Below are 25,593 nucleotides of genomic sequence, written 5' to 3' on the forward strand. Positions count from 1 at the left end.
CACGACCGAGCGGCAGCGCCTCGACAAATGGCTGTGGCACGCGCGGGTGGTGAAGGCGCGCACCTCCGCGGCCGAGCTCGTTGAGTCCGGCCACGTTCGTATCAACGGCACGCGCGAGAAGTCGCCGGGCCATGCGATCAAGATCGGCGACGTGATCACCATCGCGCTCGATCGCACCGTGCGCGTGCTGAAAGTAACCGCTTTCAACGAGCGCCGCGGCGATGCCGCCTCGGCCCGAGTGCTCTATGAGGAGCTGAGCGAAGCGAAGCGCAATTAATTGCGCTTTGAATTCATTTCTTGGTCGATCAAACGCGTAAAGCCGTCATGATCGGCCGTTCCCGACCTTGCGGCGCCGGGCCATCCGCGCTACGCAAGCCGCGACTTTTAAAAGAGCTTTTCGGAGCGTTGGATGACTTACGTCGTCACTGAAGCCTGCATCAAGTGCAAGTACACCGACTGCGTCGAGGTCTGCCCGGTCGACTGTTTCTACGAGGGCGAGAACATGCTCGTCATCCATCCTGACGAGTGCATCGACTGCGGCGTGTGCGAGCCGGAATGCCCCGCCGACGCGATCAAGCCGGACACGGAACCGGGCCTCGAAAAGTGGCTCCAGGTCAATGCCGACTACGCCAAAAGCTGGCCGAACATCACCCAGAAGAAAGAATCACCCCCCGACGCGAAGGAATTCGACGGCCAGGAAGGAAAGTTCGAGAAATATTTTTCTCCGAACCCGGGCTCGGGAGACTAATTCTCGCCCAAACTTAACCCTAATACCTTCGTCAGCGCCGAAAACCAGCCCTCAAGACCCCTAAATCATTGATTTTTGCGGGAAATGTGCTATATTGAGCACATTAAGCTGAACCCCGTCAGCCCAGTTGGCCCCGTTGGGTTCCCGTGAAACCAAATGTCGAACAGGGGCGTGGCAGTTTCCGCGCGCAGGCTGTGTCACAGAAAACGCGTAAAAAGAGTACTTCAGCGAGGGCTTCCCATAAGGAGGCCAAAAAAGTCGCCGCGGCCAGCCGTAGCGCATCCAAGGGTCGGACCGCGACTAAGGCACCGGCTGCAAAGTCCTCGAAGAACAAAAGAAGCGCAATGCCTCACAAGACTGCCAAACCGGCCGCGAAAGCGACCGTTGCCAAGCCTGCTGCTGCCAAGGCTTCCGCTGCCAAGCCCGTTGCTCCGAAGGCTCCTGTTGCTGCCGCCCCTGCCAAAGCCCCCGTTGCTGCTGCGAAGCCGGCCGTGAAGGCTGCTGCACCCGCGCCGAAGGTCGAGGAAAAGAAGGTCGTGACCCAGCGCCAGGGCTTCAAGGCCAACGAATTCGTCGTCTATCCCGCTCACGGCGTTGGCCAGATCCTGGCCATCGAGGAGCAGGAGATCGCCGGTGCGAAGCTCGAGCTGTTCGTCATCAATTTCATCAAGGACAAGATGACGCTGCGCGTGCCGACCGCCAAGGTTGCGAACGTCGGCATGCGCAAGCTGTCCGACCCCGCGCTGGTGAAGAAGGCGCTGGAGACGTTGAAGGGCCGTGCTCGCGTCAAGCGCACCATGTGGTCGCGCCGCGCCCAAGAATACGAAGCAAAGATCAATTCGGGCGACATCGTCGCGATCGCGGAAGTCGTGCGCGACCTCTACCGTTCCGAGTCGCAGCCCGAGCAGTCGTACTCTGAACGTCAGCTCTATGAAGCGGCGCTCGATCGTCTCTCCCGCGAGATCGCGGTTGTGCAGCACTCGACCGAGACCGAAGCGGTCAAGGAGATCGAGGCCCAGCTCGCCAAGAGCCCGCGCCGCACCAACGCCAAGGCGGAAGCCGCCGACGGCGAGGGCGAGGCGGATGCCGACGGCGATACCGATGGCGACGACACCGCCGTCGCCGACGAGGCCGCGTAAGCGTCTCGCAGCGTCGATCGCAAGCAATCAAAAGCCCGGCCGGTTGGCCGGGCTTTTTTGTTTTGAGTTTCGTACTTCGTAGGGTGGGTTAGCGAAGCGTAACCCACCGCTCTGTCTCCGCGGAAATTAAAGCGGTGGGTTACGCCGAGCGACTACGCTTCGCGCAGCCGCACGGCTAACCCACCCTACGTTTGATCACTTCACCGGCCGCTTCTCGAGCTTTCTTGCCAGTGTGCGCCGGTGCATGCCCAGCCTTCTTGCCGCTTCCGAGATGTTGAAATCGGTCTCGATCAGCGTCTGGTGGATGCGTTCCCATTCCAGCGTCTTGATCGAGGTCGGCCGTGCATCGAGGGCGACTTCGGCGTTGCCTTCGGCCTTGTTGAAGGCGGCTTCGATATCGTCGGTGTTCGACGGCTTTGCCAGGTAGTGGCAGGCGCCGAGCTTGATCGCCTCGACGGCGGTGGAGATGCTGGCAAAGCCGGTCAGCACCACGATCAGCATCTCCGGATCGTGCGTGTGCAGCAGCTCGACGCAGGCGAGGCCCGAGGCGCCGCCGAGCTTGAGATCGACCACCGCGTGTCCAAAGGATCGCTCCTCCAGCACCTTCCGCACCTCTTCGATCGAAGCTGCGAGGACGACGTCGTAGCCGCGGCGCTCGAACGAGCGTTTCAGCGTGCGCGCGAAGCCGGCATCGTCCTCGACGACGATGAGCGAACGGTCAGGCGTCAAAATTTCCTCCGATCGCGAGCGTTGCGAGCGGCAGCGTCAGGCGGACGGTGGCGCCGCGCTTCCTGTGGTTCTCGGCGGTCACGCTGCCGCCGAGCTTGCGCACGACGTTCACCACCAGGAACAGGCCGAGCCCGCCGCCGGCGCGGCCCTTGCTCGAGTGATAGGGTTTTCCCAGCTGCGCCAGCATCTCCGGCGCAAAGCCCGGGCCGCGATCGCTGATCGACAGCACGAGATTGTCGCCCTCGCGCTCGGCCAGCAGCTCCACCCATTCGCGCGAGACCTCATAGGCATTGTCGAGCACGTTGAAGATCACTTGCTTCAGCGCGATGTCGGAGACGATCGCGACGTCCTCGCCGAACGTGTTGACGAAATAGAGCGTGCGGGCCGAGCGTGCGTCGCGCCACTCGTTCACCAGCGCGGTGACGAAGGCCGTCACCGTCGTCGGCGAGGAGCCTTCGCCGCGCGCTTCGCCCGCCGACACCAGGATGCCCGTCACGATGGTCTTGCAGCGTTGCAGAGAGGTTTCCATCTCTGCGAGATCCTCGGCAAGTTCCTGATCGGCAGCGAGATCGGGCATGCGGCGCCAGTCGCTGAGGATGACCGACAGCGAGGCGAGCGGCGTGCCGAGTTCATGCGCGGCGCCGGAGGCGAGCAGGCCCATGCGGACGATGTGGTCCTGCTCGGCCGCATGCTGGCGCAATGCCGCCAGATGCGCATCGCGCTCGCGCAAATTCCTGTTGATCCGGGTGACGAACACGACCAGCAGCACGGCGTTGAGGACGAAGCCCAGCAGCATGCCGGTTACGGTGAGACTGTAGGCCTCGCTGATCGGGTTCGGCGGCAGGTCGAGCGGCCGGTAGGCCATGGTCAGCCAGATGAAACTCGCGCAGGTCAGTGCGACCAGCGACCAGGTCGAACGGGCATTAAGCAGTACCGCGCCCAGCGTCACCTGGAGCAGGAACAGCGAGGTGAAGGGATTGGTGGCGCCGCCGCTGAGGTAGAGCTGCGCCGTCAGCGCGGCGACATCGAGCATCAAGGCGACCAGCAGCTCGTTGTTGGTGATCGCGGCGCGATGGCGCACCCAGACCAGGCTCGAGACATTGAGAAAGACCAGCGCGCCGATCACCGCGCTCATCCGGGTCAGCGGCAGCGGAATGCCGAGCCAGAAATGCACGCCGCCGATGGTCACGATCTGCCCGACCACGGCGGTCCAGCGCAGCTGGATCAGCAGCGCCATGTTCTTGCGGTTGGTCTCGTCGTCGGTCGGCGCCACGCCGATCAGCTCGCTGCGCGCGTCCGCCGGCGATTGCAGCGTGACGGCGTCATGCGTCATTCCGTCGTCAGGTAGATTCGACGATCGTTCCAGCATCTGATCCCGTCCTGCGGGCGGTGGCATCGGAGCAGCCGGCCGGTTCGTGGACGAAGCGCTTGCGGCGGAACAGCCCGCCGCCGAATGTGACGAAAAGTTTACCCGCCAGCATGAAAGCCAGGGCAAACCACGTCAGCGCGTAGATCAGGTGGTTATTGGGAAAGCTGATCACGGTCAATCCGCCGATCGGGCCGCTGGTGGTTTGTGATCCGGCGTCAGCATCGACGAAAAAGGGTGCGACATGGTCGAGGCCGCGCGCTGCCGCAATCGCGGCGACATCCCGCGAGTACCAGCGGTTGTGCTGGGGCACGTTGTTCCGCAAGAATCCGCCGTTCGGCTCCGTCATGCGGAGCAGGCCCGTGATCTCGACCTGCCCGTCCGGATTGCCGCTCTGGCGCGTCGATGCGTCGCGCCGCTCGGACGGCACGAAGCCGCGATTGACCAGGACGAGCGTGCCGTCGCCGCGCTGAAGCGGCGTCAGCACCCAATAGCCGGGGCCTTCCTCGGTGACCGCCTGAACCAGTGCCTCGCGGTCATGCAGGAAGCGGCCGGTGAGGCTGACGTGCCTGTATTCGTCGTTTGCGGTGGAGACGGCCGGCCAGGCCGCGGGCGACGGGATCGGCTGGGCCGGGGCATGGACGCGCTGCTCGACGCGGTCGATCAGCGCCAGCTTCCAGGCGCGCCGCTCGATCTGCCAGACGCCGAGTGCGATCAGAAGTGCAAAGGCCGTAAGCGAGAGGACCGTGAGCCACAGGCGCGGACGCGCAGCCTTGCGGCGCGCGCCCTTGTCCCTGCCTGTCACGGTCCAAGCCTTGCTCACTTCCAAGTCTTGCTCACTTCCAAGTCTTGCTCACTTCGGAGTCTCGCTCACTTCATTCCCGTCATCTGGTGCATCGGCATCATGTTGCTGTTGAGGTGGTTCATCACCCACAGCGAACCGGACAGCGCGATCACCACCATGACGATGGTGAAGATCAGCGCCATCATGCTCCAGCCGTTCTCGGATTTGGTGTTCATGTGCAGGAAGTAGATCATGTGCACGACGATCTGCACGACCGCGAAGGCCATGATGACGAGCGCGGTGATTTGCTTGCTCGGCAGCGCGCCGCTCATCACCAGCCAGAACGGGATCGCGGTCAGCACGACCGAGAGCACGAAGCCGAGCATGTAGGTCGAGAACGTGCCGTGGGCGTGGTCGTCGCCGTGGTGATGGCCGTCCGCGTGGGCGGCGTGGGTATCGGTGTTCATCGCAGAACTCCCAAGAGATAGACGAAGGTGAATACGCCGATCCAGACCACGTCCAGGAAGTGCCAGAACATCGACAGGCACATCAGGCGGCGGCGGTTGGCTTCGATCAGGCCGAACTTCCAGACCTGCACCATCAGGGTCACCAGCCAGATCAGGCCGCAGGAGACGTGCAGGCCGTGGGTGCCGACCAGCGTGAAGAAGGCGGACAGGAAGGCGCTGCGCTGCGGGGTCGCGCCTTCATGGATCATGTGGGCGAACTCGGAGAGCTCGATGCCGATGAAGGCGAGGCCGAACAGGCCGGTGATCGCCAGCCACATCTGGGTCCGGGCGATCTTGTTCTGCTGCATCGTCAGCATGGCAAAGCCATAGGTGATCGACGACAGCAGCAGCATCGAGGTGTTCACCGCGACCAGCGGCAGCTCGAACAGGTCCTTCGGGGCCGGGCCGGCGGCGTAGTTGCCGCCGAGCACGCCGAAGGCGGCGAACAGCATCGCAAAGATGAGGCAGTCGCTCATCAGGTAGATCCAGAAGCCGAGCGGGGTGCTGTAGCCTTCCGGATGAGGGTGTTCGTCGGCGAGATAGAAGACCGGCTCGCCGGTTTGGGTAGGATTGACAGCGACAGTCATTTACTTGGCTCCGGCGAGCAGTTTGGTGCGCGCGTCCTCGGTCCGGATGACGTCGTCGGCCGGGATGTCGAAGTCGCGGTGATAGTTGAAGGTGTGACCGATGCCGACGGCGAGCATCGCGATGAAGCTCACGGCGGCAAGCCACCAGATGTACCAGATCAGGCCGAATCCCATCGCGGTGGCGAGGCCGGCGAGGATGATGCCGGTGCCGGTGCTGCTGGGCATGTGGATCGGCTTGAACCCCAAGAGCGGACGCTGATAGCCGCGCTTCTTCATGTCCCACCACGCGTCATTGTCGTGAACGACGGGGGTGAAGGCGAAGTTGTAGTCCGGCGGGGGCGAGGAGGTCGCCCATTCCAGCGTGCGTGCATCCCAGGGATCGCCAGTGACGTCCTTGAGCTGCTCGCGCTTGAGGAAGCTGACTGCGAACTGCATCAGCATGCAGAGGATGCCGAGGAAGACCAGGCCGGCGCCGATCGCGGCGATGACGAACCAGATCTGCAGGGACGGATCGTCGAACACGCGCAGGCGGCGGGTCACGCCCATCAGGCCGAGCACATAGAGCGGCATGAAGGCCATGTAGAAGCCGGTGACCCAGAACCAGAACGACAGCTTGCCCCAGAACGGATCGAGCTTGAATCCGAATGCCTTCGGGAACCAGTAGTTGATGCCGGCGAACGCGCCGAACACCACGCCGCCGATGATCACGTTGTGAAAGTGCGCGATCAGGAACAGGCTGTTGTGCAGGACGAAGTCGGCCGGCGGCACTGCGAGCAGCACGCCGGTCATGCCGCCGAGCACGAAGGTCAGCATGAAGGCGATCGTCCACAGCATCGGCAGCTCGAAGCGGATGCGGCCGCGATACATCGTGAACAACCAGTTGAACATCTTCGCGCCCGTCGGGATCGAGATGATCATCGTGGTGATGCCGAAGAACGAGTTGACGCTGGCGCCCGAGCCCATCGTGAAGAAGTGGTGCAGCCAGACCAGGTACGACAGGATGGTGATGACCACCGTGGCGTAGACCATCGAGGTGTAGCCGAACAGCCGCTTGCCGGAGAAGGTCGAGGTCACTTCCGAGAAGATGCCGAAGGCGGGGAGAACCAGAATGTAGACCTCGGGATGACCCCAGATCCAGATCAGGTTCACGTACATCATCGGGCTGCCGCCGAAATCGTTCGTGAAGAAGTTGGTGCCGACGTAGCGGTCAAGCGAGAGCAGCGCGAGCACGACGGTCAGGACGGGGAAGGAGGCGACGATCAGGATGTTGGTGCAGAGCGCGGTCCAGGTGAACACCGGCATCTTCATCATGGTCATGCCGGGACAGCGCAGCTTGACGATGGTGCAGATCAGGTTGATGCCGGATAAGGTCGTGCCGACGCCTGCGACCTGCAGCGCCCAGATGTAATAGTCGACGCCGACGTCAGGACTGTAGCCGATGTTCGACAGCGGCGGATAGGCCAGCCAGCCGGTGCGGGCGAATTCGCCGATGAACAGCGAAGCCATCACCAGCACTGCGCCGCCGACCGTCATCCAGAAGCTGAAATTGTTCAGGAACGGGAACGACACGTCGCGCGCGCCGATCTGCAGCGGCACCACGTAGTTCATCAGGCCGGTGACCAGCGGCATCGCCACGAAGAAGATCATGATCACGCCATGGGCAGTGAAGACCTGGTCATAGTGATGGGCTGGGAGGAAGCCTTCGGAGCCGCCGAACGCGAGTGCTTGTTGCGCGCGCATCATCAGCGCGTCTGCGAAGCCGCGCAGCAGCATCACGATGCCGAGGATCATGTACATGATGCCGATGCGCTTGTGGTCCACGGTGGTGAACCACTCGCGCCACAGATAGCCCCAGAGGCGGAAATAGGTGATGCCGGCGAACAGTGCGCCGCCGCCGAGCGCGACCATCACGAAGGTGCCGACCAGGATCGGCTCGTGCAGCGGCAGCGAATCGAGGCCGAGACGGCCGAAGATGAGCTTGAGAAGATCAGGAGACATGCGAGCTCTCTTTAGGAGTCTGACTTCAGGAGTCTGACTTGGGACGTTGTCCGAGGAAGAAGGACGAGGACTTCAGCGGCGTGAAGATCGGCCGCTTCAGGCCGGCACCGAGCAGCGGCGCGGTGTCGGCGGGTGCCGTGATGGAGGCGGTGGTCCTGCCCTGGGGCGCATCCGGCGTGCAGGTGCCGGCGACGAAGGTCGGCTCGGGTCCGAGCGCGGTGCCGCGGCGTGCGTACTTGTCGTAGGCCAGCGGCAGGGTGTTGTTCAGGCCCTCATGGCCGAGACCGCCCTTGGCGTCGATCGCCATCATCTCGCTCTGGCACATCTTGCCGGTCTCGACGCACATGTTGAGGATCAGGCGGTAGAGGTCGGAATCGACGGTGCCCCAGCGGCGCACCGGCTCGTTCTCGCTCGGCTTTTCGAGCTGGAGATATTCGGCGCGGCCGAGCGAGCCGCCGGCCGATTTGGCCTGCGCGATCCAGGCGTCAAAGCCCTTGTCGTCGAGGCCCTGGAAGTTGAAGTGCATGCCAGAGAAGCCGGCGCCGCTGTAGTTCGCCGAAAAACCCTTGTAGGTACCGGCGTGGTTGATCACGGCGTGGAGCGACGTCTCCATGCCCGGCATCGCGTAGATCTGACCGGCGAGTGCGGGGATGTAGAACGAGTTCATCACCGAGGAGGCGGTGATGTGGAAGTTGATCGGGCGGTCGACCGGCGCGGCGAGCTCGTTGACGGTGGCGATGCCGTAATCGGGGTAGATAAAGAGCCACTTCCAGTCGAGCGCGACGACATCGACGACGAGCGGAGCCTTGGACTGGTCCACGGCGCGTTCCGCATGGATGCGGCCGATGTTGCGATAGGGGTCGAGCAGATGCGTGCCCATCCAGGTCAGCGCGCCCAGGCAGATGATGATCAGCAGCGGCGCCGACCAGATCACCAGCTCGAGCTTGGTCGAGTGGTCCCAATCCGGCTCGTAGCGGGCCGAGGTGTTGGACTGGCGGTAGCGCCAGGCAAACAGCACCGTCAGCGCCATCACGGGGACGACGATGAGGAGCATCAGGACGGTGGAGATGATGACGAGGTCGCGCTGTTGCGCTGCGATATCGCCGGCAGGCGCCAGCACGACGTAGTTGCAGCCGCTGAGCGCGGCTGCCAGAGGTAGCAGCGCCAGGATCTTGAGACGGGACACGGGCCGAGCCTTATGAGAATGAGTTTCCTTTGCGGGCCCAAGGGGTAGCTGCGGCGCAGCAATCCGGACATTGGACAATTTGTCCAATGTTGCACTGCGGAATGTTGGGTCAGACAGGGGCAGATTGCCTGGCGCCCCGCCGGGCGGTCGGCTTTGGTTTTCAGGACGTTAAGGGCGCACGAATGGCGACGGCACAGACCCCCGCAATGGCAGACCTCCACTCGGGCGAGCACGGCCACGACCAGGCCAGTCCCGGCGAGATCGCCATCGGCGTCATCATCGGCCGCACCTCGGAATTCTTCGACTTCTTCGTCTACGCGATCGCCTCAGTGATCGTATTCCCGCGCCTGGTGTTCCCGTTCACCAGCGAGCTGACCGGCACCCTCTATTCCTTCATGATCTTCGCGCTGGCCTTCGTGGCCCGGCCGATCGGAACCGTCATTTTCATGACGGTCGATCGCGAGTACGGCAAAACCGCCAAGCTGGTCTCGGCGCTGTTTCTGCTCGGCACCGCCACTGTCGCGCTCGCGTTCCTGCCCGGCTATCACGACATCGGCAGCGCCGCGATCTGGCTGCTGGCGCTGGCGCGTATCGCGCAGGGTCTGGCCTGGGGCGGCGCCTGGGACGGCATGGCTTCGCTGCTGGCGCTGAACGCGCCGCCCTCCAAGCGCGGCTGGTACGCGATGGTGCCGCAGCTCGGCGCCCCGCTCGGCCTGATCGTGGCGAGCGCGCTGTTCGCCTATTTCGCCGGTAACCTCTCGGCCGACGACTTCTTCGACTGGGGCTGGCGCTATCCGTTCTTCGTCGCCTTCGCCATCAACGTCGTGGCGCTGTTCGCGCGCCTGCGCATGGTGACGACGGAAGAATATGCCTCGTTGTTCGAGACCCGCGAATTGCAGCCCGCGCGCATCTCCGAGACCGTCGCGCGCGAAGGCCAGAACATCATGCTCGGTGCATTCGCGCCGCTCGCAAGCTTCGCGCTGTTCCACATGGTCACGGTGTTTCCGCTGTCCTGGGTGTTCCTGTTCACCCGCGAAAGCCCGGTGCGCTTCCTGATCATCGAGATCGTCGCCGCCGTGTTCGGCGTCGCGGCGATCGTGGCCTCCGGCATCATCGCCGACCGCGTCGGCCGCAAATCGCTACTGATGGGATCGGCGATTGCGATCGCGATCTACAGCGGTTTTGCTCCGCAGCTGCTCGATGCCGGCGCGTTCGGTGAGACCATCTACATGGTGATCGGTTTCATCCTGCTGGGTCTCTCCTTCGGCCAGTCCTCGGGCGCGATCGCGTCGAACTTCCGGCAGGCGTACCGCTACACGGCGTCCGCGCTGACCTCGGATATGGCCTGGCTGTTCGGTGCCGGCTTCGCGCCGCTGGTGGCGCTTCTGCTCGCCACCAATCTCGGCGTCATCGCGTCGGGTGCCTATCTGCTGTCAGGCGCGTTCTGGACGCTGCTCGCACTCTGGCTCAGCGGCCAGCGCGAGGCGGGCGACATGGACGCGGGCGCTTAAGCCGCGTCCAGCGGACGGGAATAAAATTCAGGCCGGGCGATCCTGTTTGCGGCGACGCAAGCAGGAGATCTCATGAACGTCCGGTCCAATCCCGTCCACCAGCAAAGTTTTGCAAGCCTAGTCCTCACCGTAAGCCTGGTCCTCACCATCGTCGCGATCGTTTTCTCGACCGGGCTTGCCCACGCCACCGGCAACGCCGCGCGCGGCCAAACGCTCTACAAGGGCTGCGCAGATTGTCACTCCATCAATGAGAACGCTGTCGGCCCGATGCACAAGGGCGTGGTCGGTCGCAAGGCGGGCAGCGTGCCCGGCTATGACTATTCGGCCGATCTGAAGAACTCAGGGATCGTCTGGACCGAGGAAAATCTCGACAAATGGCTGGCCGGACCGCAGGCCATGGTGCCGGAAACCAAGATGTTCTTCGACGTCCCGGACGCGCGGGATCGTGCTGACATCATCGCGTTTCTGAAGGAAAAGGCGCGGTAGGTCGGCAGAGCAGGTCTCGTAGGGTGGGCAAAGCGAAGCGTGCCCACCATCTGTCGCTATCATTGACGGATCGTGGGCACGGCGCTACGCGCCTTTGCCCACCCTACGGCACTGTCTTTGTGGCTCGAGATCCCGGGTTCGCGCTAAGCGCGCCCCGGGATGACGCGCGCTTGGCGCGCGTCAATCCGCCACGACCTTCACGCGATCCCGCACCTTCACCTGCGCGGTGCGATCGAGCCCGTTGAGCACGCGGAAGCGTTCGGCGGGATGATCGACGCCGGCCATGCGGTGGGAGAGCGATTCCACGGTGTCGCCGGGCTGCACGGTGATGACCTTGATGCGCAGGGGCCGCGCGGCCTGGATCTCGTCGAGCGTCAGGCGGCGGAATGAATTGACGGTCTCGCGCGCATTGCGCTCGCTCTCGGTCGATTTCTGCCGTGCCGCGAAGATGAAGCGATAGACGTCGCTGCCGAAGCGCAACGCATAGACCTTGAACTGCCACTGATCGCCCTTGGCGGTGGCGGACGCAGCCGGAAAACCGTTGATGGTGATGTCTTCGGTGGAGGCCTTCTCGACGCCCTCCATCCAGCCGGAATTCAGGTAATCGCCGAGCGACTGCTCGGCCGGCACCCTCACGACGTCGAAGCGCATCGCCTGCGAGCCGCCGTCGCGCACGCCGATCACCGCCTGCGCGGTGTTGTCGAGCGTGAAATTGTCCGGCGCCTGGAAGGTGAAGCCGAGTTTCGGATGCAGGAAACGCCGGCCGCGGACAAAACCTTCGCTGGGATCTTCGCCATAGACGAGGTTGTCGATCGCGGCGAGGTAGGTCTCGCGGTCGCGCTCGGCGCCCTCGGGCGCCGCATATTGCCGTGCGATGGTCTGCGCATTCTGCACGCGCTCGGGGGTGGCCGGATGCGACGAGGTGAAATCCTGCGCGCGCGGATCGAGCGAGGTCTTGCCGACCTTGAGCTCGGCATTGCGCTCCATCGCTGACAGGAAGCGGGCGGCACCATAGGGGTCGAAATGTGCCTTGGCGGAAAGGCCGACGCCGATGCCGTCGGCCTCGAACTCCTGGTTGCGCGAAAAGCTCGCCATGGTGAGCTTGGTCTTGGCCAGTGCAAGCGCGGTGAGATCGGGATCGTTGCTCATGTCGGTGACGACGCGGGTCACGATCGCAGCCTGGCGCGCCTGGTCCTCGCGCATCGCGGCGTGCTTGGACAGCACATGCGCCATCTCGTGGCTGAGCACGGAGGACAATTCCGAGGTGTCGCTGGCGAGCGCGAGCAGGCCGCGGGTGACATAGAGCTGGCCGTTCGGCAGCGCGAACGCGTTCACCGCGCCGGAATTGAGGATGGTGACCTTATAGCCCTGGTCGGGGCGGTCGGACGCCGCGACGAGCCGGTCGACGGTCTTGCTGACGAGTGATTCGAGCCTGGGGTCGTCATAGGTACCGCCATAGCTCGCCAGGATGCGCTCGTGCTCCTTCTCGGTGGCGGGGGTCTGCGCGACGGCCGGTTTCGGCTTGGGCATCGCCACGGTCGGCGGGGCCGCCGCGGTCTGGAACCGGTTCATGTCGCCGCAACCGGCAAGGGCTGAGCCCAGCACGAGGCACAGCGCCGCCGGCGCAGCCCGCAGGCGGCGGCGTTCACTCGATACGTGCCGTTCTAGCACCCCATCCACGTCGCTCAACCCGTGCCTGGCCCTTTTAGGGCCTTACCCCTGTCGGCTCGTTTGCACCCAGCAACTCGACCTGCCCCGCAAGGCGCACATCGATGCGCGGCCCTGAATTCCCCTCGACCCAGCCCCGGACGCGAATCCGTCTATTTTCCAAGGACTTAAGAGTGATCCCGGCGTTTTCGAGCGCGGGTTGCGTACGCTTTGAAATAGTCACGGCAAAGCCGCGTGTCCAGTTTCGTCCGAAGTTGAGGTAGGTCATTGCCCCAGCTTGCCGGACCGACAGGACTTTGCCCTCGACCACCATAAAGCGCCCGATCCCCGCCAAAATATCGTCCGGACTTTCCGCGTTTTTTATGGCCGACGGGTCAGCCCAGTTGCCCTTTTTTTGGCGCCGTGCCTCGGTCTCCGCCGCCATCAGGGCCGCCGCGCAGTCCTTGTCCGCGATCTCGGCGGAGACGAGGGCGTCGCCCTGGGCGAGCAGCACGGCCTGGATGGGGGCCTCGCTTTCGCCGACGAAGATGAGTGCGCCCTGACGGCCGTAGCGGTCGGGCGTGTCGTCGGTGCCGCGCAGCGTGACGTCGCGTCCGGTGAGCAGCGACGTCAGCGCCTGCTTCGTCGTTGCGGTTGGCTCGATCCCGGCGAGGCGCACCTCGCGGCCGTCGTCGAGACGCACGCCACGCGCATCGACGATTGCGGCGACGCGGCCGTCGCCTTGGGACTCGAACTGGCACGGTGCGGCGAACGCGGTGTGACCGGCGACGAGAGGAAGTGCGACGATGAGATGAAGCAGTCGCGTCACGGTGCCCGGAAAGGTTGCGTTGTGCTCTAGTTCTAACGCAAACGTGGCGAACCGCGAAGGCTATCGTAGGGTGGGCAAAGCGAAGCGTGCCCACGTCTTTGATTTGTCGCGCGGGCTCGTGGGCACGGCGCGAAGAGCGCGCCTTTGCCCACCCTACGGCAGTTCGCGTGACGCGTCGCCATTGCCTCACACTCGATCAGCGAATTAATGAACTTGCACAGCAATGACGGTGGAAACATTTCGCCGCAACATGCCATTCCGCTTTGCGGAAAACATGTGCGGCAATCATGCGCCCGCAACGCCCTCGCGCTTGCTGCGCACTTGCGCATGCGGCATGATTGCGGCAACAGCTTCAACCAAGAGCAATAACCAAGCCGCCATCAGAGTACGGCGCGATAAGGGAGGTCTTTTTCGATGAAGCATATTTTGTCGGGCATTTTTGCCGCAGCGTTTGCCCTGAGTGCGAGCGCCGCTGCGCAGGCCCAGGACAAGCCGCCACTGAAGATCGGCGGCATCCTCGACATGTCGAGCCTCTATGCCGACATCACCGGCCCCGGCAGCGAGACCGCGGCCAAGATGGCCGTCGAGGATTTTGGCGGCGAGGTGCTGGGACGCAAGATCCAGGTGCTGGCGGCCGACCATCTCAACAAGGCTGACCTGTCCGCCAACATCGCCCGCGACATGCTCGACAACCAGGGCGTCGAGATGATCTACGACGTCGCGGCCTCGGCCACTGCGCTCGCCGCCGGCGAGATCGCGAAAGCGCGCAACAAGATCATCATGTTCAACGGCCCGGGCTCGATCCGTCTCACCAACGAGGCCTGCGGTCCCTACACCATTCACTACGTGTTCGACACTTACGGCCAGGCCAACGTGACCGGTCTTGCCGCCGTGAAGTCCGGCCTCGACAGCTGGTTCTTCCTCACCGCCGACTACGCCTTCGGCCAGGACCTGGAGAAGGACACCAGCGCCGTCGTGACCAAGACCGGCGGCAAGGTGCTCGGCGCCGTGCGCCATCCGCTCAACACCTCGGATTTCTCGTCCTTCCTGCTCCAGGCTCAAGCGTCCAAAGCCAAGGTGATTGGCCTTGCCAACGCCGGCGGCGACACCGTCAACGCCATCAAGCAGGCGGCCGAGTTCGGCATCACCAAGGGCGGCCAGAAGGTCTCGCCGCTGCTCGCCTTTGTCACCGACATCGACTCGATCGGGCTGGAGACAGCGCAGGGCCTGCTGCTGGCGGAAGCCTTCTACTGGGACCTCAACGATGACACGCGCGCATTTTCGAAGCGATTCGCCGAACGCATGAAGCGGCCGCCGACCTCGGCGCAGGCCGGCGTTTATTCGTCCGTCACGCATTACCTGAAGGCTGTGAAGGCGGCGGGCACGACCGACTCGGCCGCGGTCATCAAGGTGATGAAGGAGACACCGATCAACGACTTCTTCGCCAAGAACGGCAAGATCCGCGAGGACGGCCGTATGATCCACGACATGTACCTGTTTGAGGTCAAGAAGCCGTCGGAGTCCAAGGGCCGCTGGGACGACTACAAGCTGCTCGCCACCGTGTCCGGCAACGAGGCGTTCCAGTCGCTGGAGCAGTCGCGCTGCCCCCTGGTGAAGAAATAGAGATCGTCATTGCGAGCGAAGCGAAGCAATCCAGAGATGTTTCCGCAGAGACGGTCTGGATTGCTTCGTCGCTTCGCTCCTCGCAACGACGGGTGTGGCTGAGGCCCGAGCAAAACAACAACAAGGGAGACGTCCCATGAACGACATGGTCCTGCAAAAGCTCGAAGGCGGGCTGCTCACCATCACGATGAATCGCCCGGAGCGGAAGAACGCGCTCAACCCCGACATGGTCGCAGGGCTGGTCGAGGCCGCGCGGCGCGCGGCCGACGATCCCGAGGTGCGCGCGGTGCTGTTCAAAGGCGCGGGCGGCTCGTTCTGCGTCGGCGGCGACGTCAAGTCGATGGCGGCAGGCCGCGCGCCGCTGCCGTTCGAAGTGAAAATGGCGAACCTGCGCCGCGGCATGGAGGTCTCGCGCATCCTGCACCAGATGCCGAAGCCCGTGGTGGCGCAGCTCGACGGCGCGGCAGCCGGCGCCGGCCTTTCGATGGCGTTGTCCTGCGACCTGCGCATCGCCAGCGAATCCTGCAAGATCACAACCGCCTTCGCCAAGGTCGGCTTCTCCGGCGATTACGGCGGCACCTATTTCCTGACGCAGCTGCTTGGCAGCGCCCGGGCGCGCGAGCTCTATCTGATGTCGCCGGTGCTGACCGCGAAAGAGGCGCATGCGATCGGGATGGTGACGAAAGTCGTTCCCGATGCCGAGATCGATGCCGCCGCGCACGAGCTCGCGCTGTCGCTGGCGCAGGGCCCATCGATCGCGCTCGGCTTCATCAAGCGCAACATCAACAACGCCGAGCATCTGGCGCTGGAAGATTGCTTCGACGGCGAGGCGATCCATCACACCCGTTGCAGCGACACCGAGGATCACAAGGAAGCCGCGAAGGCCTTTGTCGAGAAGCGCAAGCCGACTTTCAAGGGCGCATGACGATGGCGCCCTATATGCGGCTCCGGCAGATCTGCCTCGTCGCGCCGCAGCTCGCGCCTGTGGTCTCCGACATCGCCGGGATCATGGGCCTCGACGTCTGCTACCGCGATGGCAATGTCGCCAAATACGGCCTGGAGAACGCACTGCTCCCGGTCGACACGATCCTGCTGGAGGTGGTCGCGCCGTTCAAGGGCGGCACCACCGCCGGCCGCTTCATCGAGAAGACCGGCGGCCGCGGCGGCTATATGGCGATCTTCTGCTGCAACGATCCGGACGAACGCGGCCGCAACGCCAATGTGATGGGCGTGCGCACCGCCAACGTGATCGACCACGCGCCCTATCACGGCGTGCAGCTCCACCCCCGCGACTGCCGCGCCGCCTTCATCGAATTCAACCATACCAAAGGCAGCGACGATATTCTGGGGCCGTACCCGCCCGCAGGGCCGGACTGGCAAAAGTTCATCCGCAAGGATGTGACGCAGGCGCTGACGGGCGTGGAGATGCAGAGCCCGGATCCTCAGGGGCTCGCGGAACATTGGGGGAAGATCATCGGGGTCGTACCGAGTGGCGGCGCCGAATTGAAACTGCCCAATGCCACCTTCCATTTCGTGAAGGGCGCCAGCGAGATCATGAGCGCGCTGGAGTTTCAGGTCGCGGATGTCGCGAGCGTGCTGCATGCCGCGAAGGCGAAAGGGCTCGCGATTGCGGGGAGCGAGTTTTTGCTCGGCGGGGTGACGTTCCGGCTTGCGGCTTGAGCGGTTGCCTCACACACCGCTGTCGTCCCGGACAAGCGAAGCGCAGATCCGGGACCCATAACCACAGGGAGTGGTTTGGCGAAGACTCGTGTTGACCAGCTTCGCGCCACAACTCCTCCCTGTGGTTATGGGTCCCTGCTTTCGCAGGGACGACAGGGAGGTTGTGGCAACGCCAAAGTAATACGGCGAGACGTCGCCGCAATCACTTTCCCTTAAAATTCGCCGCGCGGCGCTCTTCCGTCGCCTTGACGCCTTCCTTGAAGTCTTCCGTCGCACGCAGCCGTGTTTGCTCGCCAAGTTCGTGGTTGGTCGCAGCCATCACGCGGTCGGCGAGGTTGGCGCGCATCGTGGCGCGGGTGGAGAGGAGGCCGAGCGGGGAGCATTCGGCGATCTCAGCGGCGAGCTTCATCGCGCCTGCCTTCACCTGGTCCTGCGGCACCAGCTCGTTGGCGAGACCCCACTTGACGGCTTCTTCGCCGGTGACGCGGCGGCTGGTGTAGAACATCAGCTCGGCGTTGTTCTTGCCGATCAGCTCGGGCAGCGTCACGGTCAGGCCGAAGCCGGGATGGAAACCGAGCTTCGTGAAATTGGCGGAGAAGCGCGCTTCCGGGCAGGTGACGCGGAAGTCGGCCGACACTGCGAGACCGAGCCCGCCGCCGATGGCTGCGCCCTGGACGGCCGCGACGATCGGCTTCTTGGCGCGGAAGATGCGCACGGCCTGGATGTAGAGATGGTTGATCGGGCCGAGATTGTCGGCCGGGTCGCCCTTCTTCTCGGCCTCGCGCGCTTCCTGCGCCTGCCGCGCCGGATCGCCAAAATTGGCGCCGGCACAGAATGCCTTGCCTTGTGCCGACAGCACGGATGCGCGGATCTCGATGTCGCGATCGAACTCGTCGAGTGCATCCGCAATCTGGTTGATCAGCGAGATATCGAAGAAGTTCAGCGGCGGGCGGCGGATCTCGATGGTGCCGACGTGGCCAACTTTTTCGACGCCGATATCTTTATAGGTGCTCATGACGATCCTCGATTGAATTAGCGCAAACCAAGTCCGCGCGACTAGCGCAGGCCAAGTCCGCGCGCGATGATGCCGCGCAGCACCTCGGTGGTGCCGCCCTGGATGGTGAGTTTCGGTGCGGTCTTGATGGCGAAGTCGAGTTGCCGCTCCAGCGTCTCGCGGTTTGTCGCGGTCTCCTCGACGAAGGCGGCGAGATCGCGCACGCGGTGCGGAAGCTGCTGCTCCCAGACCGTGCCGATGTCCTTGACGATGGACGCTTCCACCACCGGCTCCTTGCCGGCCTGCAGCATGCCCGCAACCGAGACCGACATGCGCCGCATGGTGTGCAGCTGCGCCACGAGACGCCCGATGCCTTCGGCGCTACGCGTGTCCGGGTTGGGGCCGACCGCGCGCACCAGCTCGGTCAGCACGTAATAGGTCTCCAGAAAACGCTCGGGGCCGGAACGCTCATAGGCGAGCTCGCTCGTCGCCTGCTTCCAGGCGCCGTCGACTTCGCCGAGCACGTGATCATCGGGCACGAAGAAATCGGTGAAGACGACCTCGTTGAACTCGTACTGGCCGGTGATCTGGCCGATCGGGTTCACCTGGATGCCCGGCTGCTTCATCTTGACCAGAAACTGCGTCAGGCCGTGACGGCGGTTTTCCTTGGTCGGCTGCGAGGTCCGGAAGATCGCGATCATGTAGTCGGCGATGTGCGCCGACGAGGTCCAGATCTTGGTGCCGTTGATGAGGTAGCCGCCGTCGGTCTTGGTCGCGCGCGTCTTGGCCGCGAACAGGTCGGAGCCGGAGTTCGGCTCGCTCATGCCGATCGCAAAGCAGATCTCGCCGCGGCAGATGCGCGGCAGGATATCCATCTTGATATGCTCGGGCGCGTATTTGATCAGCACCGGCCCGCTCTGGCGGTCGGCGACGAAGAAACGCCGCGTCGGCGCGTTGGCGACGCGCATTTCCTCGGTCACCACGTAGCGTTCGAGGAAGGAGCGCTCCTGGCCGCCATATTTCTTCGGCCAGGTCATGCCCAGCCAGCCCTTGGCGCCGACCCGGCGGGAAAATTCCGGCGCGTCGGTGTCTTCGCGGTTGGGCTTGTGCGGATCGAAGGTGCCGGCGGCGATTTCCTCGGCGAGGAACGCGCGCACTTCCTTGCGCAGTTGCTCGCACTTCTCGGGCAGGCGGATCGGATCGAAACGAAGGGCAGCGGTCATTGTTGTCTCGTCCCCTGATCAGCGCGAAGCCACGAGCGGCCACAATTCGTCGGCGCCGCGGTTTGCCACCAGCTTGCCGAGCTCGACGGCCCAGTGACTCTCAGAACCGAAATCGTCGCGCCAGGCCAGCGCCCGCAGCGAAAAGCGGTGCAGGATGTGCTCGCTGGTGAAGCCGATGGCGCCGTGCACCTGATGCGCGATGGCGCCGCCTTTCTCCGCGGCTTCCGCGCAGCGGATCTTTGCCGAGGCAGCCTCGAGATAGACCTCGTCGTCAAACGATTTTGCGTTCGCGATGGCATCGGCTGCCGACGTCGCGGCCGCAAGCGCCGCGGCGGATTCGCCGGCGAGACGGGCGAGGTTGTGCTGCACGGCCTGAAACTTCGAGATCTTCTTCTCGAACGCGACGCGCTCGTTGGAATAGCGCACGGAGATGTCGAGCATCGCTTCCAGCGCGCCCGCGATCTGAAGGCTGCGCGCGACGCCGCCCATCAGCATGAGCGTGGTCTGGTCAAAGCCCTTCGCGGGCTTGACGGTGACGGGCTGGACCTTGTCGAGCGTCACGGTATCGCTGTGGTCGTAGCCGACATTGAGTCCGGACTCGATCCGGCCCTTGCTCGCATCGACCAAGGCAATCGAGATTCCATCCTTGCCGTGCGCCAGCACCGCAAAGTGCTTCGCCGCCTTGGCAAAGGGCACGCCGCGGGCGCGGCCGGAGAGCGCGCCGTCGGCATCGAGCGTGATGCGGTCCTTCGGCGAGGCCGGCAGCACCGTCATCTCACCTTCCGGTGAGGCGATTTTCGCCTGCGCGAGCAACCAGCCCGCCAGCATGGTCTCGGCCAGGGGAACCGCGACTGCGAAGCGGCCGGCGGCGTTCAGCAGCGCAAAACCGTCGGCAAGGCTGGCGCCGGAGCCGCCGAGATCGTCAGGCACCCAGGACAAGGGCAAGCCGGCTTCGCTCAGCGCCTGCCACAGCGGCGCCTGCCACGAACCCTTCTTGTCGTTGTTGATGGTCTGCGGATCGGCGAGATCGGCGAAGATTTTCTCCGCGGTCTCGACGACGATATTGTCACTCTCCGCCACAGCGTTCCCCGTGTTTTGCCATTGGCGCGTTCCGTCCGATCGGCGCGGCGCGCGGTCTCTTCTTGCGCCCGATGATCCGAAAAAGCCATGGCCCTGACAAGCGTTGACCGCAGGCCCATCTGCGGCTCCGGCATGGGCGCAAGAGCTGCTATGGACTAATTCCGCTTAGCGGAGTTTGCTCGATTTGCAGGGCGCGGCAAACTCGCTAAACAGGGCCAGCTGCTTAAGGCTTGCATTCAATCAAGGGGAAGGAAATCCGGATGGCAAAAGACGGCTTGTGCGCAATCGTGACGGGGTCCGCATCCGGACTTGGTGCTGCGACCGCGGAAATTCTCGCGCGGAGCGGCGCGCGGCTCGTCATCAACTATTCTTCGAGCCAGAAGGAAGCCGAGGCCACGGCCGAACTCTGCCGCAAGGCGGGGGCGGCGGAAGTCCTGGTCGTGCAGGGCGACGTTTCAAAAGATGACGATTGCCGCAAGATCGTTGCGGCAGCCAGCGGCTGGGGCCGGCTCGACGTGCTCGTCAACAATGCCGGCATCACCAAGCATGTTGCGCATGCCGATCTCGATGGATTGTCGGCTGAAGATTTCCAGCGCTTGTACGGCGTCAACACGATCGGCCCGTTCCAGATGGTGCGCGCAGCACGCAGCCTGCTCGAGGCCGGCGCGAAGGCTTCGGAGCGGCCGTCCGCCGTGGTCAACGTGTCCTCGGTTGCCGGCATCAGCGGCGTCGGCTCGTCGATCGCCTATGCCGCGAGCAAGGGCGCGCTCAACACGATGACGTTGTCGCTGTCGCGCGCGCTGGCGCCGCTGATCCGCGTCAACACGGTGTGTCCCGGCTATATCGACACGCCCTGGTTCACCAAGGGCCGCGGCGAGGCCGGCGCCAAGCAGGTGCGCGACAGCGTGGTGGCGAAGGTGCCGCTGAAGGTCGCTTCAACCGCCAATGACATCGCGCAGCTCGTCTGCTTCCTGGCAACGCCGGCGTCGAGCAACATGACCGGCGAGGTCGTGCGGATGGATGCGGGGATGCATTTGATTACTTAATTCGTCATTGCGAGCGAAGCGAAGCAATCCAGAGAGCGTCCGCGCGGACAGTCTGGATTGCTTCGTCGCAAGGGCTCCTCGCAATGACGGAGTGCGAGGGCGGCGTCGTGCCCGACGTCCCGCACCACTACCCTTTGATCACGCCGCTCGCGACCAGCCGGTGCCAGATGAACAGCACCACCACCGCGCCGATCGTGGCCATGATGAAGCCGGCGCCCTGGTCGGGGCTATAGTGCCCGATCGCCTGGCCGATGAAGGTCGCGAGAAACGCACCCGCAATGCCCAGGATGGTGGTGAGGATGAAGCCGCTCGGGTTGTTCGGTCCCGGCGCCAGCCAGCGCGCGATGAGGCCGGCGATGAAGCCGACGACGATGATCCACAACAGGCCGCCCATGCTCATGTCAGTGCTCCCCTTCCCGAGAATGCGTAGATCAAAGTTCGATTAGAGTCTGCCCGAGAGCTCGTTCTCGGTCGGCAGCCGTCCGTCCGGCGTCAGGTGGTCGATCACCTGTGGCAGATACTGGCTGAGGCCGGAGAGCAGCTCGTCGCGCGACAGGCCGCTCTGGGCGGACAGGCTTTGGATCTGGTCGGCGCCGAGGGCGCTGGCGAGATCGCCGGGCGCGATCGCCTTGTTCTCGCCCTTGCCGACCCAGGTGCTCGCGGTCTCGCCGTGGCCGCCCTGCTGGAGCTGGTTGAGGAGATCGCCGAGGCCGCCGCTCAGCACGCTGCCGGCGGCGCCGCCCGCGAGCAGGCCGCCGAGGCCGCCCTTGAGCAGATCGCTGAGGCCGCCGCTACCACCGGGGCCGCCGGGAACAGCGCTGCTGCCCGTATTGACAGGCGTCGGAGGCGGCAGCGGCGAGCGCTGCTGCGGCGCCGGCGCCGCGTCGGGCTGGCCAGCCGTCAGATGCTTGAAGGCCTTCCAGGCGATCAGGCCGAGCAGCGCCATGGTCATTGGCGACATGCCGCCGGAGGATTGCTCAGAGCTGGGCGTGCTCGGGCCGCGGGGGCCGTTCTGCATGCCGTTGAGGACGTCGAGTAGACCCATGGTGCTCTCCTTTGGCGTTCTCGTCGGCGAGTTCTCGCCGGTGACAGCCCCCGGGGCAAAAACATATGAGGCTCTCATGACGGTTACAAGGCGAATGCACCGCAACCAATGGGCAGCCGGCATTGCCTCTGCTATCGAGGGCAGGTCATTCAAGGGAGCAAGGTCAGGTGGTTGCGGATCGACCGATCGTGGTGGCCGGCGCGGGCGCCATCGGCTGTTTCGTCGGAGGCCAGCTGGCGGCCGGAGGGCGCCGCGTCGCGCTGCTGGTGCGGCCGCGGGTCAAAACCGAGATCGAGCGGTTCGGCCTGCGGCTGACCGATTTCGACGGCTCCGAGCAGAAGCTCGGCGCGGGCCAGCTCGCGTTGTCGGAGGATCCCGCGATCTTCCACAACGCCGGCATTGTGCTGGTCACGGTGAAGAGCGCCGACACCGCCGATGTCGCGGACCAGATTGCCCAGCACGCGCCGCAGGACGCCGTCATCGTCTCCTTGCAAAACGGCGTCGGCAATGTCGCGGTTCTGCGCGAGCGGCTCGGCGGCCGGCGCGTGCTCGCCGGCATGGTGCCGTTCAACGTGATCGCGATGGGCGAGGGGCGCTTTCACCGCTCGACGTCCGGCGACATCCATGTCGGCGAGGATGAGGCGAATACGGCCGCAGCGCTGTCGGTGCCCGGCCTCGCCATGCGCGCAAGCCGTGACATCACCGGCGTGCAATGGGGCAAGCTGATCATCAATTTGAACAATGCGCTCAGCGCGCTGTCCGACATGCCGCTCGCCGCGCAACTGGCGAACCGCGACTGGCGAAAACTGTTCGCCGACCAGATGGCCGAAGGCGTGGCTGCGATGAAGGCCGCCGGCATCGCGCCGGTCTCGGCGACGCCGATCCCGCTGAGGTGGACGCCAACCCTGCTGAGGCTGCCCGATGTGATCTTCAATGCGATCCTGGGGCGCACGATGAAGATCGATCCCGAGGCGCGCTCCTCGATGTGGCAGGACCTGAAGCAGGGCCGCAAGACCGAGATCGACTATCTCCAGGGCGCAGTCATCGCGCTCGCCGAGCAGAACAACGTCGACGTGCCGCTGATGCGCCGTATTGTTGCGCTGATCAAGCAGGCCGAGACGGCAGGCAATGGTCCGCCGCGGCTGACGCCGCAGCAGATCCGCGGCGTGGCCTGAGGGCGAGCCGGGCGGCGGGAGGAGCAACGATGCGGCGTTGTCTGATGATTGGGCTCGCGCTGGCCGCGCTGTGCGCCGCGTCGACGCTCGCCTACGCAAGGCCACCAACGGTCGTGAACTCGCCCGGCTATGACAGGCGGTTGCAGGAGAGTCGGTCGCAGTTGGGCAATTCGCCGACGACAACGGCGCCGGGGAGTCCATCGGTGCCCGCATCCAAGCGCGTCAAGAAGAAGCATCCGAATTGAGGATGGGGGCACGAATATCCATCCAACTCGTCATTGCGAGCGCAGCGAAGCAATGGCGGCTGAAGCCGCGACTCACCCCTTCTTCGCCGGCTTGCTTGGCGCCGGGGTGAACAGCTTCTTCAGATCGCTTAAGCTTTCCGATAGCCGCGGCCATTCGCAGGAGAACGAGCCCTTGGTGCAGGGCGCGCCCTTCGGTCGCGGCTGCACCTTCGGCCGCTCGACCGGGACAGGCACGCGCGCGACCGGGACGGACACGCGCTCGACCTCGGTTCGCAGAGCGACCTGCTGTTGCCGCACTTGTTCCTGCTGCTCGCGCTGCTGACGCGCGGCGGCTTGGGCCGCTTCATTGCTGCGGCGCTGATTGGCGAGGTAGGAGGTGTAGGATTCGTCGATCCTCTTCTGCTCCTCCGGCGTCGGATTGGGACCTGCGATGTCGAAGGTGCGGTCCTGGAGGAAATCGTAATAGGAATAGCCGCCGCCTGGCTTGCGGCGGCCGGCGAACTTGGCGTTGCAATCGGCAAGCGCAGCCGTCTTCTCGGTCTTGTTCGCGGCCTTCTCGGCGGCGTCGGCGCATTCCTCGAAATCGACCGGCGCGCGCTTCCACCATTGGGCGTGGGCATGCAACGGCGTCAGCAGAAGAAATCCTGCTGCGGCAACGACTAGCGCCGCACGACGCGATGCAACTACGTCCGACATTCTACGAGAGCATTCCTTGCAAAACTCAACCCGAACTGAGTCGGGTCCGATTTTTGCCCCTTTATCGCCGGCTTGTCACCCGTGGAACTCGGGAATTTCATGACTGCAATGCTGACATTTTTTGCTTGACGTGGCGCGGGAGTCACAGCCGCGCGGCACATGATCGGCTTAGACTTTATTGGTTTGAATTCGAAGGGGAATATCCGTCATGAGAGCGTTGGCCCGTCTCGCCGCAATCACATTGGCGTTCATTTCCAGCTATGCGTTCGCAGCGGACGAGGAGGCGCCCAACCGCAAGCCGGTGAGGGCGATTGCCGACGCGCGGCTCTCGGTCGGCGGCCAGGGAATGCTGCCGCTCTATCTCTCCAGCGACTGGTCGCTGCCGCTGCCGGCGATCTCGCGCGCCATCATCGTGCTGCACGGACGCCTGCGCAATGCCGACGAATATTACATGTCGGCCCATACTGCGCAGGTTGCGGCGGGCGACGACGGCAAGAGCGCGCTGATGATCGTCCCGCAGTTTCTGGCGGAGATCGATATCGACGCGCACAGGCTGCCCGCGGATACGCTGCGCTGGTCGCTGGAGGGATGGGAGGGTGGCGACGCCGCGCTGGCGCCGAATCCGGTCTCATCCTTCGATGCGCTCGATGCGATCCTCGTAAAACTCTCGGACCGGCGCATCTTCCCGAATCTGAAGCAGGTCGTCGTCGCCGGCCATTCCGGCGGTGGCCAGGTCGCGCAACGCTATGCCATCGCCGGCAAAGGCGAGGCGGCGCTGTCGCGCCAGCATATCGATGTCCGCTACGTCGTCGCCAATCCCTCCTCCTACGCTTATTTCAGCAACACGCGGCCCGTGCCGGCGATCGCCGCATCCTGCCCGGGCTACAACAATTGGAAATACGGCATGGACGGGCGTCCGCCCTATCTTGCGAACGCAACGCCGGTAGCGCTGGAGCAGCGCTATGTCGAGCGCGAGGTGATCTATCTGCTCGGCACGCTCGACACCAATCCGAAGCATCCCGCGCTGGACAAGAGCTGCATGGCCGAGGCGCAAGGTCCCACGCGCTACGCCCGCGGCCACGCCTATGCGGATGCGATGGCCAAGCGCGACCGCGGTACGCCCAATCACCGGGTCTGGGACGTCGTAGGCGTCGGCCATGACGGCGACAAGATGCTGACCTCGAAATGCGGCCTCGCGGCGCTGTTCGATGTTCCGGGGTGCGGGGCAGAGCGCTGACATCGACATCTTGAAGGCTTGGCTCCGGCTGTT

At 64.4% G+C, this 25,593-nt stretch carries 26 protein-coding genes and 1 pseudogene; 12 read left to right on the forward strand and 15 right to left on the reverse strand.

Going from position 1 to position 25,593, the window contains the following annotated elements; translation table 11 throughout:
• Positions 1-7: 7 nt before the first annotated feature.
• The 3 genes and pseudogenes from ABIA90_RS09150 to ABIA90_RS09160 all read left to right on the forward strand — a co-directional run.
• Positions 8-277: pseudogene (locus tag ABIA90_RS09150) on the forward strand (RNA-binding S4 domain-containing protein); the annotation flags it as partial.
• A gap of 132 nt (positions 278-409) precedes the next feature.
• Positions 410-748, forward strand: a complete 339-nt coding sequence (gene fdxA / locus ABIA90_RS09155) for a ferredoxin FdxA (RefSeq protein WP_063980643.1) — start codon at positions 410-412, stop codon at positions 746-748.
• Positions 749-1,092: 344 nt separating this feature from the next.
• A complete protein-coding gene (locus ABIA90_RS09160) occupies positions 1,093-1,887 on the forward strand; it encodes a CarD family transcriptional regulator (protein WP_084794942.1) in 795 nt (264 codons plus the stop codon).
• A 195-nt stretch (positions 1,888-2,082) separates the two neighbouring features.
• Here the strand turns inward: ABIA90_RS09160 and ABIA90_RS09165 are convergent, their stop codons facing one another.
• Genes ABIA90_RS09165 through cyoA form a run of 7 tightly spaced genes read right to left on the reverse strand, consistent with a single transcriptional unit; the run spans position 2,083 to position 9,043 of the window.
• Complete coding sequence (locus ABIA90_RS09165) at positions 2,083-2,616, reverse strand: response regulator transcription factor (protein ID WP_014490373.1); 534 nt, start codon at positions 2,614-2,616, stop codon at positions 2,083-2,085.
• Positions 2,606-3,985 carry an ATP-binding protein gene (locus tag ABIA90_RS09170; RefSeq protein ID WP_354118599.1) on the reverse strand — a complete coding sequence of 460 codons (1,380 nt, stop codon included), beginning with the start codon at positions 3,983-3,985 and terminating at the stop codon, positions 2,606-2,608. Before ABIA90_RS09170 ends, ABIA90_RS09165 begins: the two co-directional genes overlap by 11 nt.
• The gene (locus ABIA90_RS09175; protein ID WP_354118600.1) at positions 3,957-4,805 is read right to left on the reverse strand and encodes an SURF1 family protein; all 849 of its coding nucleotides are present in this window, start codon (positions 4,803-4,805) and stop codon (positions 3,957-3,959) included. The genes ABIA90_RS09170 and ABIA90_RS09175 overlap by 29 nt, the downstream gene beginning before the upstream one ends.
• A 47-nt stretch (positions 4,806-4,852) precedes the next feature.
• Positions 4,853-5,233 (reverse strand): cytochrome o ubiquinol oxidase subunit IV, encoded by a 381-nt coding sequence (cyoD, locus tag ABIA90_RS09180; RefSeq protein ID WP_085399178.1) that lies wholly within the window; start codon positions 5,231-5,233, stop codon positions 4,853-4,855.
• Entirely contained in the window at positions 5,230-5,859 is a 630-nt protein-coding gene (gene cyoC / locus ABIA90_RS09185) for a cytochrome o ubiquinol oxidase subunit III (RefSeq protein WP_354118601.1), read from the reverse strand. Before cyoC ends, cyoD begins: the two co-directional genes overlap by 4 nt.
• Positions 5,860-7,857: a cytochrome o ubiquinol oxidase subunit I gene (gene cyoB, locus ABIA90_RS09190; protein ID WP_071908451.1), complete on the reverse strand. Its 1,998-nt coding sequence runs from the start codon at positions 7,855-7,857 to the stop codon at positions 5,860-5,862.
• Positions 7,858-7,882: 25 nt separating this feature from the next.
• Complete coding sequence (gene cyoA / locus ABIA90_RS09195) at positions 7,883-9,043, reverse strand: ubiquinol oxidase subunit II (RefSeq protein ID WP_354118602.1); 1,161 nt, start codon at positions 9,041-9,043, stop codon at positions 7,883-7,885.
• A 182-nt stretch (positions 9,044-9,225) separates the two neighbouring features.
• Here cyoA and ABIA90_RS09200 point away from each other — a divergent pair, with 182 nt between their 5' ends.
• Together ABIA90_RS09200 and ABIA90_RS09205 are read left to right on the forward strand one after the other, a co-directional pair.
• On the forward strand, positions 9,226-10,554 hold the full coding sequence (locus ABIA90_RS09200; protein ID WP_071908449.1) for an MFS transporter: 1,329 nt from the start codon (positions 9,226-9,228) through the stop codon (positions 10,552-10,554).
• A 72-nt stretch (positions 10,555-10,626) separates the two neighbouring features.
• On the forward strand, positions 10,627-11,040 hold the full coding sequence (locus tag ABIA90_RS09205) for a c-type cytochrome (protein ID WP_354118603.1): 414 nt from the start codon (positions 10,627-10,629) through the stop codon (positions 11,038-11,040).
• A 180-nt stretch (positions 11,041-11,220) separates the two neighbouring features.
• Here ABIA90_RS09205 and ABIA90_RS09210 read toward each other — a convergent pair whose 3' ends face one another.
• The gene (locus tag ABIA90_RS09210) at positions 11,221-12,711 is read right to left on the reverse strand and encodes a M48 family metalloprotease (RefSeq protein WP_208089206.1); all 1,491 of its coding nucleotides are present in this window, start codon (positions 12,709-12,711) and stop codon (positions 11,221-11,223) included.
• Between the two features lie 34 nt (positions 12,712-12,745).
• Complete coding sequence (locus ABIA90_RS09215; RefSeq protein WP_354118604.1) at positions 12,746-13,516, reverse strand: thermonuclease family protein; 771 nt, start codon at positions 13,514-13,516, stop codon at positions 12,746-12,748.
• A gap of 414 nt (positions 13,517-13,930) precedes the next feature.
• Between ABIA90_RS09215 and ABIA90_RS09220 the strand changes: the two genes are divergently transcribed.
• The 3 genes from ABIA90_RS09220 (at position 13,931) to ABIA90_RS09230 (ending at position 16,819) form a co-directional block, all read left to right on the forward strand.
• Positions 13,931-15,139, forward strand: coding sequence for an ABC transporter substrate-binding protein (locus tag ABIA90_RS09220; protein ID WP_247316421.1), 1,209 nt, complete (start codon positions 13,931-13,933; stop codon positions 15,137-15,139).
• A 136-nt stretch (positions 15,140-15,275) separates the two neighbouring features.
• Entirely contained in the window at positions 15,276-16,064 is a 789-nt protein-coding gene (locus ABIA90_RS09225) for an enoyl-CoA hydratase (protein ID WP_038943861.1), read from the forward strand.
• A gap of 2 nt (positions 16,065-16,066) precedes the next feature.
• Positions 16,067-16,819, forward strand: coding sequence for a hypothetical protein (locus tag ABIA90_RS09230; protein WP_354118871.1), 753 nt, complete (start codon positions 16,067-16,069; stop codon positions 16,817-16,819).
• Between the two features lie 202 nt (positions 16,820-17,021).
• Here ABIA90_RS09230 and ABIA90_RS09235 read toward each other — a convergent pair whose 3' ends face one another.
• From ABIA90_RS09235 to ABIA90_RS09245, 3 genes are read right to left on the reverse strand one after another with little or no spacing between them, the layout of a single operon-like run.
• The gene (locus tag ABIA90_RS09235) at positions 17,022-17,834 is read right to left on the reverse strand and encodes an enoyl-CoA hydratase/isomerase family protein (protein ID WP_354118605.1); all 813 of its coding nucleotides are present in this window, start codon (positions 17,832-17,834) and stop codon (positions 17,022-17,024) included.
• Positions 17,835-17,875: 41 nt separating this feature from the next.
• On the reverse strand, positions 17,876-19,036 hold the full coding sequence (locus tag ABIA90_RS09240; RefSeq protein ID WP_008133127.1) for an acyl-CoA dehydrogenase family protein: 1,161 nt from the start codon (positions 19,034-19,036) through the stop codon (positions 17,876-17,878).
• A gap of 18 nt (positions 19,037-19,054) precedes the next feature.
• The gene (locus tag ABIA90_RS09245; RefSeq protein WP_085399171.1) at positions 19,055-20,116 is read right to left on the reverse strand and encodes an acyl-CoA dehydrogenase family protein; all 1,062 of its coding nucleotides are present in this window, start codon (positions 20,114-20,116) and stop codon (positions 19,055-19,057) included.
• 260 nt (positions 20,117-20,376) lie between these two features.
• Between ABIA90_RS09245 and ABIA90_RS09250 the strand changes: the two genes are divergently transcribed.
• Positions 20,377-21,162 carry an SDR family NAD(P)-dependent oxidoreductase gene (locus ABIA90_RS09250; protein WP_354118606.1) on the forward strand — a complete coding sequence of 262 codons (786 nt, stop codon included), beginning with the start codon at positions 20,377-20,379 and terminating at the stop codon, positions 21,160-21,162.
• A gap of 127 nt (positions 21,163-21,289) precedes the next feature.
• Here the strand turns inward: ABIA90_RS09250 and ABIA90_RS09255 are convergent, their stop codons facing one another.
• Together ABIA90_RS09255 and ABIA90_RS09260 are read right to left on the reverse strand one after the other, a co-directional pair.
• A complete protein-coding gene (locus ABIA90_RS09255) occupies positions 21,290-21,562 on the reverse strand; it encodes a GlsB/YeaQ/YmgE family stress response membrane protein (RefSeq protein WP_080586664.1) in 273 nt (90 codons plus the stop codon).
• Positions 21,563-21,604: 42 nt separating this feature from the next.
• The gene (locus ABIA90_RS09260; RefSeq protein ID WP_063980657.1) at positions 21,605-22,207 is read right to left on the reverse strand and encodes a YidB family protein; all 603 of its coding nucleotides are present in this window, start codon (positions 22,205-22,207) and stop codon (positions 21,605-21,607) included.
• A 167-nt stretch (positions 22,208-22,374) separates the two neighbouring features.
• Between ABIA90_RS09260 and ABIA90_RS09265 the strand changes: the two genes are divergently transcribed.
• Positions 22,375-23,382, forward strand: coding sequence for a 2-dehydropantoate 2-reductase (locus ABIA90_RS09265; protein WP_354118607.1), 1,008 nt, complete (start codon positions 22,375-22,377; stop codon positions 23,380-23,382).
• A 29-nt stretch (positions 23,383-23,411) separates the two neighbouring features.
• Positions 23,412-23,627 (forward strand): hypothetical protein, encoded by a 216-nt coding sequence (locus ABIA90_RS09270; RefSeq protein WP_354118608.1) that lies wholly within the window; start codon positions 23,412-23,414, stop codon positions 23,625-23,627.
• A gap of 72 nt (positions 23,628-23,699) precedes the next feature.
• Here the strand turns inward: ABIA90_RS09270 and ABIA90_RS09275 are convergent, their stop codons facing one another.
• The gene (locus ABIA90_RS09275) at positions 23,700-24,323 is read right to left on the reverse strand and encodes a hypothetical protein (RefSeq protein ID WP_354118609.1); all 624 of its coding nucleotides are present in this window, start codon (positions 24,321-24,323) and stop codon (positions 23,700-23,702) included.
• A gap of 208 nt (positions 24,324-24,531) precedes the next feature.
• Here ABIA90_RS09275 and ABIA90_RS09280 point away from each other — a divergent pair, with 208 nt between their 5' ends.
• Positions 24,532-25,560, forward strand: coding sequence for an alpha/beta hydrolase (locus tag ABIA90_RS09280; RefSeq protein ID WP_354118610.1), 1,029 nt, complete (start codon positions 24,532-24,534; stop codon positions 25,558-25,560).
• The last annotated feature ends 33 nt before the right edge of the window (positions 25,561-25,593 follow it).

This window comes from Bradyrhizobium sp. LA6.8, from assembly GCF_040547935.1.
Classification (GTDB): domain Bacteria; phylum Pseudomonadota; class Alphaproteobacteria; order Rhizobiales; family Xanthobacteraceae; genus Bradyrhizobium; species Bradyrhizobium barranii.